Origin of the sequence: Planosporangium mesophilum (genome assembly GCF_016863255.1) — a bacterium.
In the GTDB taxonomy this organism is placed as follows: domain Bacteria; phylum Actinomycetota; class Actinomycetes; order Mycobacteriales; family Micromonosporaceae; genus Planosporangium; species Planosporangium mesophilum.
Map to the genome: position 1 here is coordinate 1 of NZ_BOON01000059.1, position 14,564 is coordinate 14,564.

Consider the following 14,564-nt stretch of genomic DNA (forward strand, 5'->3'; position numbering starts at 1 on the left):
CCACCGCCCGAACCGCGCAACACCGCCCCCGACTCTCGTCGGGACCAGCAACACGGGGGAAGTCTGACAGGCCGTCCGCAGCAGCGCCCTCAAGCACCACACCTCGTCCGGTTCCCTGCCGGCCGTTCACCTTACCCGATCCAGCACGCCAGCTCCAACCGGACACCACGTCCGCCCGAAACCGCCGCCCCAACCGGGCCACCAGCCGAGACCGGCGCTGTCCGCGCCATCCGCCTGGCTCGCCTCACACGACCCCGGACTTGATCTCCGGCGGCCCCGCGGGCAGAGAGAAAACTACGCCCGCCCAAACATGACCGTCAAATCAGACGACCTTGTCCTGCGTCACACCGTGACGCCCTCGGACGGACCCCGTAGCTCAACGCCGACCCGAGGAACTTCATTCCCCGCACCGGCGCACCCGACCCGCACCAGCGATCAGCCAGCGCAGCTCAGGTACCTCGCATCTCAACACCACGGCCCCGGGAAGCATTCCCAGGACACCGACGCCCCCGCCGGCGGACCAGCCGCACAGACGGGAGAGACGCAGAAGGTTCAACACCGGCACTGGGACAACAATTCCCAGGCCGGCGGCCCCACCACACCGAACGAATCCGGCGCAGCTCAGGCGGCTCGTATCTCAACGCCGCAGCCTCAGAAGGCATTCCCGGCACCGGCGAACCGGCACCACGACGCCTCCCAGATCCACGACGCCCAGAAATCCAACGCCACCACCACACGCCGCATTCCCCGCTCCGTGCAGGGAGATGGCGACCGCAGCAGCAAACCGCAGGACCAAGCACAACACCGACACCGGGACAACAATTCCCGGGCCAGCGGCCCCACCGCGCCGAATCGGCGCAGCTCATGCGACCTTCAGCTCAACGATCCGGCCCGGCGAGGCATTCCCACCGGCTCGGCACCGACCGCAGGCTCGGCACCGACCGCAGGCTCGGCACCGACCGCGCGGACCAGCCGCGCAAGCGGGCGACGTGGAACTCAACGACGACGTACCGGGACGCATTCCCGGCCTCGGTCCCGCGCCGCCCTCGACGAGTTCAACGCCGGCCGCGCCGCACTGGCTTACGAGGTACGCCACGGCGGGCCCCGGGCACCCGGTACCGACCTAGGCTGAGCCGGTGACGCCGCTCGCATGGCTGGTGGAACTGTACGACCCGGCGGCGCGGTACCTGCGCCGGCACGGCGGCAGGCTCCGGTCACGGCCCCGACGCCGGGCAACGGACCCCGGCGCCGCCGCGTTCGGGTCCGCTGTCGTGTTCGGGCCCGGCGTGCCGGGTGGGGCGCGGCCGGCGACGCCGGAGGAGATGTCCGACCTGAGCGGGCGTGCCGGGCGGCACCGCGACCGTCACCGCGCGGCGGTCGAGGCCGCCCGGCGCCGGTGGGGCGACCGGGCGCTGGCCTGTGCTCGTGAATTACTCGAACACGGCAGCACTGTGTTACCAGTCGACAACGCAACGGTACGGGGACGCCTGGTCCGGCTCTGGCGCGGCGACAGCGTGCTGGAGCTGCGGGCGAGCCGGGACAGCGGTACCACCGGGTCGTCAACCACAACGTCTTCGTTGACGAGGCTGAGCCGCCGCCACCAGGATCCGCAGGTGATCGCCGAGTACCTCGTCCACGTGATCGCGCAGGTGGACGACGGGCAGCGACGATAGGCGTCCCTCGTCACGTTAATCGAGGGGTGACACGCCCCTCTCGCGCCCACCTTCACCGGGCACGGGCGACTACCGTCATGGGGTCCGGCGCCGGGGGGTGCCGGAGGCTGTCGCACCCGGGGGCTCGCTTTGACCGACCAGTTCGTCCACCTGCATGTTCACTCCGAGTACTCGATGCTGGACGGCGCGGCCCGGCTGAAGGAGATGTTCGGGGAGGTCGAGCGGCTGGGCATGCCGGCGGTGGCCATCACCGATCACGGGAACATGCACGGGGCGAACGACTTCTACAAGCGCGCGATGGCGGCCGGGGTCACCCCGGTGATCGGCGTCGAGGCGTACGTCGCCCCGGCCACCCGGTTCGACAAGAAGCGGATCTTCTGGGGCACCCCGGAGCAGAAGCGTGACGACGTGTCGGGTAACGGCGCGTTCACCCACATGACGATGTGGGCGCGGAACGCCGAGGGCCTGCACAACCTGTTCCGGCTGAACTCCCGGGCGTCGATCGAGGGGCACTACGTCAAGGGCCGGATGGACGCCGAACTGATCGCCGAGCACTCCGCGGGCATCATGGGCACGACGGGCTGCCCGTCGGGCGAGGTGCAGACCCGGCTGCGGCTCGGCCAGTTCGACGCGGCTGTCGCCGCCGCCGCGAAGTACCAGGACATCCTCGGCAAGGAGAACTACTTCCTGGAGCTGATGGAGCACGACCTGGAGATCGAGCGGCGGGTCCGTGACGGCCTGCTGGAGATCGGGCGCAAGCTCGGCATCCCGCCGTTGGTCACCAACGACTCCCACTACACCGTCGCGTCACAAGCGGAGGCGCACGACGCCCTGCTGGCCGTGCAGACCGGCGCCAACCTCTCCGACCCCAACCGGTTCCGGCTCGAGGGCGGCGGCTACTACATCAAGTCCGCCCAAGAGATGTACGCCTTGAACTCCTCCGACGTGTGGCAGGAGGGGTGCCGCAACACCCTGCTGATCGCCGAGCGGGTGGATACCACGGGCATGTTCGAGTTCTACAACCTCATGCCCAAGTTCCCGGTCCCGGAGGGCGAGACCGAGGAGTCGTGGTTCCGCAAAGAGGTCTGGCGGGGCATGGACCGCCGCTGGCCGGAGGGCTACGACGAGGAGCACCGCAAGCAGGCCGAGTACGAGCTGGACATCATCTGCCAGATGGGCTTCCCGGCCTACTTCCTGGTCGTGTCGGACTTCATCATGTGGGCCAAGACCAACGGCATCCCGGTCGGCCCGGGCCGCGGGTCGGCCGCCGGCAGCATCGCGGCGTACGCGCTGGGTATCACCGACCTGGACCCGCTGACGCACGGGTTGATCTTCGAGCGGTTCCTCAACCCCGAGCGCGTGTCGATGCCCGACGTCGACATCGACTTCGACGAACGTCGGCGCGGTGAGGTCATCAAGTACGTCACGGAGCGCTGGGGCTCCGACCGGGTGGCGCAGATCGCCACGTTCGGCACGATCAAGGCCAAGGCCGCGATCAAGGACGCCTGCCGGGTGCTGGGCTATCCGTACGCGCTCGGCGACAAGATCACCAAGGCGATGCCTCCCGCGGTGATGGGCAAGGACATCCCGCTGTCGGGCATCTTCGACAAGAACCACCCCCGGTACGGCGAGGCCACCGAGGTCCGGCAGCTGACCGAGAACGAGCCCGACGTCGCCAGGGTGATGGAGGTGGCCCGGGGTCTGGAGGGCCTGGTCCGCCAGCTCGGCGTGCACGCCGCCGGCGTCATCATGTCCGCCGAGCCGCTGATCGACCACGTGCCACTGGTGCAGCGCGACGCAGACGGCTCGATCATCACGCAGTTCGACTACCCGACCTGCGAGTCGCTCGGGCTGCTGAAGATGGACTTCCTGGGCCTGCGGAACCTGACGATCATCGACGACGCGGTCAAGAACATCGAGGCGACCACCGGCAAGAAGATCGATCTGCTGAAGCTGCCGCTGGACGACAGGCCCACGTACGAGCTACTCGGCCGGGGCGACACGCTCGGCGTGTTCCAGCTCGATGGTGGCGGCATGCGCCAGCTGCTGCGCCTGATGAAGCCGGACAACTTCGAGGACATCTCCGCGGCCCTGGCGCTGTACCGGCCGGGCCCGATGGGTGCGAACTCGCACACCAACTACGCCCTGCGCAAGAACGGCCTCCAGGAGGTCACCCCGATCCACCCGGAGCTGGAAGAGCCCCTCGCGGACATCCTGGACATCACCTACGGCCTGATCATCTACCAGGAGCAGGTGCAGCGTGCCGCGCAGAAGCTCGCCGGCTACAGCCTCGGCAAGGCCGACAACCTGCGCCGCGCGATGGGGAAGAAGAAGAAGGAGGTCCTCGACAAGGAGTTCGTGCCGTTCCGCGACGGTATGCGCGACAACGGCTACTCCGACGAGGCGATCCAGAAGCTGTGGGACATCCTGGTCCCGTTCGCCGACTACGCCTTCAACAAGGCCCACACCGCCTGCTACGGGATGATCTCCTACTGGACGGCGTACCTGAAGGCCAACTACCCGGCGGAGTACATGGCCGCGCTGCTGACCAGCGTCGGCGACAAGAAGGAGACCATGGCCTTGTACCTGGCCGAGTGCCGGACCATGGGCATCAAGGTGCTACCGCCGTGCGTCAACGAGTCCGCCGGCGCGTTCACTCCGGTCGGTACCGACATCCGCTTCGGCCTCGGTGCGGTTCGCAACGTCGGCGCGAACGTCGTCGCGTCGGTCGTCGAGACCCGCAAGAAGAAGGGCAACTACACCTCGTTCGCGGACTTCCTGTCCAAGTCCGAGCTGGTGGTGTGCAACAAGCGTACGGTCGAGTCGATGATCAAGGCCGGCGCGTTCGACGGCGTGGGGCACACCCGCCGTGACCTGATCGCCCACCACGAGGCCGGCATCGACGCCATCGTCAGCCTCAAGCGGCAGGAGGCGGCCGGCCAGTTCGACCTGTTCGGCGGGCTCATGGGCGATGACGACACGGACTCGACACCGGTCGGGCTGGACTTCACCTTCAGCGGCCAGGAATGGCCGAAGAAGGAGAAGCTCGCGTTCGAACGGGACATGCTCGGGCTGTACGTCTCCGACCACCCGCTCGCCGGTACCGAGCGCATCCTCAAGGCCAACTCCGATGTGCTGATCAGCGAGGTCCTGGCCGAGGAGACGCCCGACCGCAAGCCGGTCGTGCTGGCGGGCATGATCTCCGGCATCACCCGCAAGATCACCAAACAGGGTGCCACCTGGGCGATCGTCAACCTCGAAGACCTCACCGCCAGCGTCGAGGTGCTGTTCTTCCCGAAGTCGTACGAGCTGCTGCGCGACCATCTGATCGAGGACACCGTGGTCAAGGTGACCGGGCACGTCAGCAAGCGCGACGGCGCGACCAGCGTCTTCGGGCAGGACATGGCGCTGCTGGACGTGCCCAACACGGTCGCCGGGCAGGAACCGCCGATCACGCTGGTGGCGCCGCTGGAGCGGGTCACCCCGGAGCTGGCGAGCGAGCTGCGACAGATGCTCTCCGCCCACCGCGGCGACGTGCCCGTGCAGTTGCGCCTGCGCAAGCGGGACGGCAGCAACCTGCTCCTGGCCCTGGGCCCGGACTTCAAGGTCTCCAACGACATCGCGTTCCGCTCGGAGGTCAAGATGCTGCTCGGCGCCGCCGGCATCGAGTAAGGCGGTTCAGGCGGCTGCGGTTCTGACGGCTGCGGTTCAGGCGGCGAGGGGCTCGGCGATGAGTACCCGGTCCCGGCCCTCGGCCTTGGCCCGGTACAGCGCCTTGTCGGCGGCGTGCAGCAGGGCGGACGCCGACGCGCCCGCGTCCGGGAAGGAGGCCACGCCGGCGCTGAAGGTGGCGCTGAGCTGGCCCTGCCCCGTCGGTACGGTCGCGGCGGCGCACCGGCGGCGCCACTCCTGCGCCCGGTTCCACGCCTGCTCCTGGGTGGCGCCGGGCAGCAGTACGACGAACTCCTCGCCGCCGTAGCGGACCACGGTGTCGCCCTGGCGGGCCGCTGCCGTGAGCGCTCCGGCGATCGCGAGGAGGAGGTCGTCGCCGACGGCGTGGCCGTACCGGTCATTGACGCTCTTGAAGTGGTCGACGTCGAGCAGCACCAGGCTCAGAGGGCGGCCCGTCTCCCGGGCCCGCGCCAGCTCCTCGTCGAGGGTGCGCATCAGGTGCCGCCGGTTGTACAGCCCGGTCAGCTCGTCCCGGCTGGCCTGCTCGGCCAGGTCCGCCCGGAGCCGTTCGATGGTGCGCAGTTGCTCGTGCAGCCGCTCGTTGGCCGCCGTCAGCTCACGCTTCTTGTCGTTGAGCTCGGTGACGTCGCGCACCACCACGACCCGCCCGATCGGCACCCCGTGGCGGTCGGCCAGCCCACCGGAGCGCACGTCGATGTCGACGTGGACCCCGTCCGTCTCGAACACGTGCTCACCGTCGCGCAGCCGCTCACCCGGCCGGCCGCCGGGGACCAGGCGGTAGGACGGCAGGCCGATCAGGTTCTCCGGCAGCTCCGGCTGGAGCCGCCGGACCAGCCGGACCGCGGCCTGGTTGAGGTCGATCACGCGGGAGTCCGGGTCGACGACCACCAGCGCGTCGGTCACCCGTTCGAAGACGTAGCCGCGGGCCACCGGTACCAGCCGCAGCATGCCCTGGCGGAACAGGGCCCACCAGTAGACCAGGCCGTACACGGCGAAGCCGGCCACCGCGAGGTCGATGCTGCCGCCGCGGGCGGCCAGGACGACCGACACCACGTTGGCGGCGCCGGGGAAGGCGGGCGCCACCAGCGCGATGGTCAACTGCCGCCGGTACAGCCCGGTCGCCGTACGCCTCGCCCGGACCGCGTAGGACAGTCCCACACTCAGCAGCACGTAGCTGTACACGCTGTGCACCCAAAAGAACGGGCCGAAGTGCGGCACCATGATCGCCGGGTGGCCCACGGCGTCGGTCGAGGTGACCAGCAGATGGTGCCAGCCGTTGGTGGCGGCCGCCACGGCGAGCGCGACAGGCTCGACAAGCAGCAGCGCCCGGACCAGTGGCGGCGGCGCGGCGTCGCGGTTGACCAGGAAGAGCACCAGCCAGAAGCCGCTGAGCACGACGAGGCCGATGGCGGGGAAGACGGCGAGGACGAGCCCCGTCTGTACCCGCGGGTTGGCGAGGCTGTTGCCGACGACCTCGGCCGTCGACCACCAGACCAGTCCCACCATGGTCCACGCGAGCGCGGTCGCGGCCCGGTCGGACCGCCGTTGCCGCCACGCCGACCAGCCCACGACCGCACAGACGACCGCGCCGGAGAGCGGGAGCAGGACGTACGGCTGCCACTGGAGCACGACGCCCTCCTTGTCTGGCCGACAGCGCGGTCCGGCAGCGGCCGGACACCACCCGTTGACGGACTGATCGGCCCGTATCCACCGAAGTTGAGCACTATCGCCGTCGCTTCGCTCCTGGTCAGCACCGATTCGGCGCCCGTTGAGCGAAACCCGGACGGAGAATGGATCATAAGATCGACTCAGCCCGGGTACACCCCGGCCGATAGACCGGCGTGCCCACCGCGCCCCCGGTACCGGCCGATCCGGTCCACACCCGACAGCCCGGCGACGTCGCCGGGCTGGATGTCGTCGGGGAAATCGGCCGGGGCGCGCAGGCCGTCGTGTACCGGGTCCGCCGGGGCGACGCCGAGTACGCGATGAAGGTGCTCCAGCCCAGTCGCGCCGACGAGGAGGCGGACGCGCGGGCGTTCCGGCGGGAAGCTGCCCTGCTCGCGTCGATCAGCGCCCCGGGGCTCGCGCGGGTCCACGAGGTGGGCACGACCGACGGCAAGCCGTACCTGCTCATGGACCTGATCGAGGGCGAGCGGCTGGCCGGGGCGCTCGCGACCGGTCCCCTGCCCGAGGAGCGGGCGATCGCCCTGGGCCGCGACGTCGCGGCCGCGCTGGCCGCCGCGCACCAGGCCGGCCTGGTGCACCGGGACGTCAAGCCGGACAACATCATGCTCACGCCGGACGGGTCCGCCCGGCTGGTCGACTTCGGCCTGGCGACCCGGATGGACCACGACCACTCCGACCAGATCGCCGGCACCCTCGCCTACAGCGCCCCGGAACAGTCCGGCATGCTCAACCGCGCCGTCGACGGCAGGTCCGACCTGTACGCGCTCGGCGCGGTGCTGTTCGAGTGCGTGACCGGCGCGCCGCCGTTCAGCGCCGCCGACGTGGGTGAGCTGCTACGGCTGCACTCGACCGCACAGGTACCCGATCCGCGTGACCTCGTCGCCGACGTGTCGCCGGTGTTCGCCGCCGTCATCCGCACGCTGCTCGCCAAGGACCCGGACGACCGGTACCAGAGCGCCACCGGCCTGCTCGCCGACCTTCGGCGGCTGGCCGGCGGCGAAACCGACTTCCCGCTCAGCACGGCAGACGAACCCACTCCCGCCGAGGAGTCGTCCCTGGTCGGCCGCTCGGACGAGCTCGCCGTCCTGACCGCCCGCTGGAAGCGGACACTCGCCGGGCACGGCGGGATCGCCCTGGTCCACGGTGCTCCCGGCGGCGGCAAGAGCCGCCTGGTACGGGAGCTGACCACCCCCGCTGTCCGCGGCGGCCACCTCGTGCTGCACGGCAAGAGCTCCCCCGACGACCGGTTGCCGCTGGCACCGCTGCGCGCCGCGGTCGACGGGTACATCCGCTCCGTGCTCCGGCTGCCCCACGCCGAGTCGGCTGCGGCGCTGCGGCGCATCAAGGAGGCGGCCGGACCGACCGCCTCCCTGGTCAAGAACCTGTCCCCGGCCCTGGCGGAGGTACTGGCCGCGCCCGACCTGTCGGGCGACGTCACGCAGGACCGGTACACGGCCGCGGTCGCCGGGTTCGTCGCGGAGCTGGCCCGGTCCGCCGGTGGCGCGGTACTGCACCTCGACGACCTGCAGTGGTTCGACGACGCGACGCTGCGGGTCCTCGAACAGCTCGCGTCGGGGCTGTCCACCGGGCGACTGCTGGTGATCGCCACCGCCCGCGACGACGCGGCCAGCCGGCCCGCGGTGGAGGCCTTCCGCGCGCGCCTGGGTGACCGGCTGGACACCGTGATCGGCCTGCGGCCACTGTCGGCATCGGCCGTCGGAGACCTGGTCAGCGACCTGACCGGCGGCCTGCGGCTGGAGCCCGGGGCGGCGGCGAGACTGGCCGCCCGCAGCGACGGCAACCCGTTCACCCTGCTGGAGTACGTGAAGGCGATCGTCGACGCCGGCCTGGCCCTGCCGTACTGGGGCACCTGGCGGATCGACGTCTCCGGCCTCGATGCCCTGGCCCTGCCCCAGGACGCGGCCGAGCTGGTCCTCAAGCGGGTGGACGCGCTGGACATCGCGAGCCGCCGACTGCTCGGCGTGGCCGCGGGGGTCGGCACCGTGTTCTCCCCCGATCTGGTGGCCGAGGTCTGCGCCGCCGACCGGCAGCGGGTACTCGACATCATCTCCGACGCCGCCTGGCACCGCCTGGTGGAGCCCCGCGACGACGGCCGGTACGCGTTCCTGCACGACCGCATCCGCGAGGCGCTGCTGGGCCAGTGGGACGAGGCGACCCGCCGGGGACTGCACGACCGCATCGCCGACGCCCTCGACCGGCGGGGCTCAGGCGACCCGCAGGCGGTGTACGCGCTGGCCCACCACCGGGCGATGGGCGATCCGGACCACAACCCGGCCGGCACGTTCTCCGCCTGCCGGGCCGCCGGCGAGCTGGCCCTGGCCGACCACGCCCCCGAGTCGGCGGTGTTCTTCCTCGAGCACGCGGCGGCCGCCGCGGCACGCGCCGCGATCCCGACCGACTTCACGTTCGGCCGGATTCTCGGCGTCGCCTACCACCGGGCGACCCGGCTGGATGACGCCGTCGACACGCTGCGGCGGACCCTTCCCCTGACCCGGCGCCGGATGGAGCGCGCCCGCACGCTGTACCTCATCGCCGGCGTCCACGAGAGCGCCTGGAACAGCGCGGAGCAGATCAAGGCCGGTGAGCAGGCGCTCGCCGCGCTGGGCCGCCCGCTGCCGAACAACCGCTTTCTGCTCGTGGTGTCCACCCTGTGGCTGTTCGCGGTGGGGTGTCTGGTCGGCGTGACCCGGATCGGGTACGGCACGGTCGATCCGCGCAAGCGGGAGCTGTACACGCTGCTCACCGCGCTGTATCAGAGCATCGGGGTGGCGAACGTCCGCAACCTGCAACCGCTCAAGGGCGTCGCGTCAGCGTTCCGCGCGGTGTACCCGGTCAACCGGGTGGGCCCGTGTCCGGAGTACGCGCGGCAGCGGATCGAGCTGGTGTTCGTCTGCCGGAACCTCGGGCTGCACCGGCTCGCCGACAAGCTGGCCGGCAGCGCGGCCAGGGTCGCCGTCGACCTCGGCGACCCCGGACTGTCCGCCTACGTGGCCTGGATGGACGGGATCAGCCGGCACGGCAGCGGACGGGACTCCGGCGAGACCGTACGCCGGGTACTGGACGAGCACGACCGCTGGCTCGACTTCGGACACGCCCTCGACGCGTACGCCGTCCTGTGCTGGGACTGGCTGCTGCGCGGCGACATGGCCGAGATGGAGGCCGGCTTCGCCCGCCGCCGAGCCCGGGCGGCGGCCGGCGGCCAGTCCGAACGCAGCGGGGTGGTCGCCACCGACGCCTGCCTGCTGGCCCTTCGCGGGCGGGCCGGCGAGGCCGCGGCGCACCTGGCGAGGCTCCACGACGACGCGGCTCCGCTGCACCAGAAGGTCGACATCCTCATCGCCACCTTCCAGGCGGCGCTGGAGTCCAACGACCTCGGAGCGACCTTCGACGAGGCCGTCGTCGCGTTCGACGCGCTGCGCCTCAAGCCGCTCGACCTGTTGCCGGCCCAGCACACCCTCTACGTGTACCGCACCCTCGGCCACCTGGAGCGGTGCCGGCGGGCCGCCGACCCCGACCGGGCGGCCCTGCTGGCGGCGGCGCGCGACGCCGTCGCCGCCCTCGGCAAGGTGACCCAGCGCCCGATCCTGGCGGCGTACCACCGGGTCGCCGAGGCGACCCTGCAGGAGCTGGCGGGCGCGCCCGCCGAGGCGCTGGCCAAGCTGGCGGCCGCGGAGCCGGTCCTGCGCGCGGTCGACGCGCCGCTGGTGGCGTACGAGTCCGCCCTGCTACGGGCCCGCAGCCTGCGGGCGCTCGGCCTCTCCGGCGAGTCGATGCGACAGGCCGGCTATGCGCTGGCGGTGGCCGAGGAGCAGGGCTGGCCGCACCGGGCCCGGCGGCTGGGCGCCGAGTTCGGCCTCACCAGAACGGGAAGCGTGGTGCACCGCGGCACCAGCGTCACCGGGAACCGGCACTCCCACCGCTGGGCCGCGCTCGAGCAGGTCAGCCTGGCCGCGTCCCGGGTGCTCGACCCCGCCAAGCTGGCCCGGATCGCGCTCGACGAGACGCTGCGCATCCTCGGCGCCGAGCGGGCGTTCCTGTTCCTGCTCGACGGCGGGTCCGGCCAGCTCGTTCCCCGGCTGGGCCGGGACGCGGCCGGCACCGACCTCGAGGAGCTGACCGGCTACAGCGCGAGCCTGGTGGAGAAGGTCCGGCACGAACACGAGGCGCTCGTCGTGACCGGCACCGAGGAGGGCGAGGCGCTCGGGTCGCAGAGCATGATGGTGTACGGGCTGCGCAGCATCCTGGTGGCCCCGCTGCTGCTCGACGGGCGGCTGCTGGGCGTCGTCTACCTGGACAGCCGGGTGGCCAAGGGCGTGTTCACCGTCGACGACGTCGACATCCTCACCGCGATCACGCACCACGTCGCGGTGGCCCTGGAGACCGCCCGCGCCGCCCAACTCGAGGTGGCGGTCGAGGCCGCCAACCGGCAGCGCGACCTCGCCGAAACACTGCGCGAGGCGATGACCTGGCTGGCCGGCACGCTCGACCCGGACACGGTCCTGCGGCGGCTGCTCACCACCGTGACCCGGGCCCGGGGCGGAGAGCGGGCCTGGCTGCTCCTCGGCGCACCGGGAGCGGCCGCTGTGGATATCCGGCCGGCCGCTGCGGACCGGTCGGACACCGTGGAAACCGGCGCCCACCACGGCCTCGGCGCGCTGCTGGGCCTCGACCAGCCGTCCGTGTACGGGCCGGAGGCGGCCTGGTCGCGGGTACTGGACGACGACGCGCCCGTGTCGTGGCTCGCCGTACCGCTCATGGCGCGGGACGAGCACCTCGGGGTACTGGTACTCGGCTCGGACCGGCCGGACGCCTACCGTGAGGCCGACGTCGGGATCGTCGCCGCGCTCGCCGGCCAGGGCATGGTGGCCTACGAGAACGCCCGCCTGTTCAGCCAGGTCCATCATCTGGCCACGGTCGACGGCCTGACCGGCGTCGCCAACCGCCGGCACTTCTTCGAGGTCGCCGAGCGGGAGGTGGCGGAGTCCCAGCGCGGCGGCGCGCCACTGGCCGCCGTCATCCTCGACATCGACCACTTCAAACGCATCAACGACAACCACGGCCACCAGGTCGGCGACGACGTGATCCGCGGTGTGGTGGACCGGCTGCGCTCTCAACTGGGCGACACCGACCTGCTGGGCCGCTACGGCGGCGAGGAGTTCGTCGTCCTGCTGCCCGACGCTGTCCTTTCTGACGGCGCCGACCGGGCGCAGCCGACCGCCGAGCGGCTGCGCGCCGAGGTGGCGCGGACGGCCGTACCCACCCGGGACGGGCCGGTCGAGGTGACGATCAGCGTCGGGGTCGCGTACCTGCGACCCTCGGACACCGGGCCGGACACCCTGCTCGACCGCGCCGACGCGTGCCTGTACCGGGCGAAGGAGAGCGGGCGTAACCGGGTGGTCGTCAGCGACCGGTAGATAGGCTGATCTTCTCGCCGTATCGAGAGGGGGGAGCCGTGGGCTCGGACCGTGACCTGGATCCGTTCCTGGCCGGGCTGGACTACCCGATGTTCGTGGTGACCGCGGTGCACCGCGACACGGGCGTCCGGGCCGGGTGCCTGGTCGGCTTCGCCACCCAGTCCAGCCTCGGGCCGGACCGGTTCCTGGTCTGCCTGTCGCAGAACAACTTCACGTACCGGGTCGCGACGTACGCCGATGTGCTGGCGGTACACGCGCCGGCCGCCACGCAGCGGGACCTGGCGGCCCTGTTCGGGACGCGTACCGGTGACGAGGTGGACAAGTTCGCCCGGTGCGCGTGGCGGCCGGGGCCCTCGGGGGTACCGCTGCTGGACGACTGCCCCCGCCGGTTCGTCGGCGAGGTCCTCGAGCGGGTGCCGCTGGGCAACCACACCGGCTTCCTGCTCAGCCCCATCGAGGTGACCGGCGACGCCACGGCCGACGGCAAGCCCACCGGGCGGCCGCTGATGTTCTCCGACGTCGCCGACCTCGATGCGGGCCACCCCGCCTGAGGCTCCTTGCCGTGCCCCGGCTTACTGCGGCTGCTGCGGCGGTACCGTGATCGAGCGCTTGAGGATCTTGCCGGTGGCGCCCTTCGGCAGGGCGTCGACGATCCAGACCTGCCGCGGGTACTTGTACGCCGCGATCTGGCCCTTCACGTGCTCACGTAGCTCCTCGCCGGTGGCCGACGCGCCCGGCCGCAGGGCGACCACGGCGACGACCTCCTCGCCCAGGGTGCGGTGCGGCATGCCCAGGACGGCGGCCTCGGCGACGGCGGGGTGCTCGTAGAGCACCTCCTCGACCTCCCGCGGGTACACGTTGTAGCCGCCGCGGATCACCAGGTCCTTGGTCCGGTCGACGATCGCGTAGTAGCCGTCGGTGTCGCGGCGCGCCAGGTCGCCGGTACGCAGCCAGCCGTCCACGATCGCCTCCGCGGTCGCGTCGGGCCGCCGCCAGTACCCCTTCATGACGTTGTGCCCGCGGATGAGGATCTCGCCGACCTCGCCGTCCGGGACGTCCTCGCCGCCCGGGCCGGCCAGCCGCATCTCCACGCCCTCGATCGGGGTACCGATCGTGCCGGGCTTGCGCGGCCGGTCCGGGTGGTTGAACGACGCCACCGGTGAGGTCTCGGACAGCCCGTACCCTTCGAGGATCATGGTGCCGAACCGGCGCTCGAACCGGTGCAGCAGCTCGACGGGGAGCGCGGCGCCGCCCGACACGCACACCCGGAGCGCCGACAGGTCGTGGTCGTCGGTGCCGGCCGCGTTGAGCAGCGCGCCGAACATCGTCGGTACGCCGGCGAAGACGGTCACCCGGTGGCCGGTCAGGATCGCGAGGGCCTGCTCGGGGTCGAAACGCGGCAGCAGCGTCAGGCACGCGCCGGTCCGCACGGCGCAGTTGAGCGCCACGGTCTGCCCGAACGAGTGGAACAGCGGCAGCGCGCCGAACAGCACGTCCTCATGGCTCAGGTCCACCAGCGTGGTCGAGGTGACCTCGGCGTTGCGCCGCAGGTTGTCGTGGGTCAGCTCGGCGCCCTTGGGCTGTCCGGTGGTGCCCGAGGTGTACAGGACGACCGCGGTGTCCTGCCCGTCCCGCTCGACCAGCCCCGGCGTCGGCTCGTGGCCGGCCAGCAGCTCGGCGAAGCTCGACGGCTCCACGACGAGGCTGACCCGGTCGCCTTCTCGCGCGGCACCCTGGTCCACGCCGCCATACCAGGCCAGCATGCCGGCGGCCTCGGAGTCGTCGAGGTAGAAGTCCACCTCGCGCCCCTTCAGCAGCGGGTTCATGGGTACGACCACCGCACCGGCGCGCAGGATGCCGTAGTAGGCGACGGCGAACTGCGGCACATTGGGGAGCATCAGGCCCACCCGGTCCCCCGGCTGCACCCCGCACAACCGCAGGTACGTGACCACGCGGGCGGAGGCGTCGTCGAGTTGGGCGTACGTCATCACGTCGTCGCCCAACCGCAGGGCGGGCCGGTCCGGGAAACGCTCGGCGGTCCGCAGCAGCCCGGCAGCCAGGTTGGTCACGGTTCCTC

At 71.6% G+C, this 14,564-nt stretch carries 6 protein-coding genes; 4 read left to right on the forward strand and 2 right to left on the reverse strand.

Annotation, left to right across the window (positions count from 1 at the left end):
* Positions 1–1,136 precede the first annotated feature (1,136 nt).
* Both Pme01_RS26775 and dnaE read left to right on the forward strand, forming a co-directional pair.
* Entirely contained in the window at positions 1,137–1,673 is a 537-nt protein-coding gene (locus tag Pme01_RS26775; protein WP_168118106.1) for a hypothetical protein, read from the forward strand.
* A 129-nt stretch (positions 1,674–1,802) separates the two neighbouring features.
* Positions 1,803–5,345 (forward strand): DNA polymerase III subunit alpha, encoded by a 3,543-nt coding sequence (dnaE, locus tag Pme01_RS26780; RefSeq protein ID WP_168118105.1) that lies wholly within the window; start codon positions 1,803–1,805, stop codon positions 5,343–5,345.
* 36 nt (positions 5,346–5,381) lie between these two features.
* Here the strand turns inward: dnaE and Pme01_RS26785 are convergent, their stop codons facing one another.
* Positions 5,382–6,995 (reverse strand): histidine kinase N-terminal 7TM domain-containing diguanylate cyclase, encoded by a 1,614-nt coding sequence (locus Pme01_RS26785; protein ID WP_168118104.1) that lies wholly within the window; start codon positions 6,993–6,995, stop codon positions 5,382–5,384.
* Positions 6,996–7,207: 212 nt separating this feature from the next.
* Here Pme01_RS26785 and Pme01_RS26790 point away from each other — a divergent pair, with 212 nt between their 5' ends.
* Together Pme01_RS26790 and Pme01_RS26795 are read left to right on the forward strand one after the other, a co-directional pair.
* On the forward strand, positions 7,208–12,487 hold the full coding sequence (locus Pme01_RS26790; RefSeq protein ID WP_168118103.1) for a diguanylate cyclase: 5,280 nt from the start codon (positions 7,208–7,210) through the stop codon (positions 12,485–12,487).
* A gap of 38 nt (positions 12,488–12,525) precedes the next feature.
* The gene (locus tag Pme01_RS26795) at positions 12,526–13,038 is read left to right on the forward strand and encodes a flavin reductase family protein (protein WP_203935894.1); all 513 of its coding nucleotides are present in this window, start codon (positions 12,526–12,528) and stop codon (positions 13,036–13,038) included.
* A 21-nt stretch (positions 13,039–13,059) separates the two neighbouring features.
* Here the strand turns inward: Pme01_RS26795 and Pme01_RS26800 are convergent, their stop codons facing one another.
* Entirely contained in the window at positions 13,060–14,556 is a 1,497-nt protein-coding gene (locus tag Pme01_RS26800) for a long-chain-fatty-acid--CoA ligase (RefSeq protein ID WP_168118102.1), read from the reverse strand.
* Between the last annotated feature and the right edge of the window lie 8 nt (positions 14,557–14,564).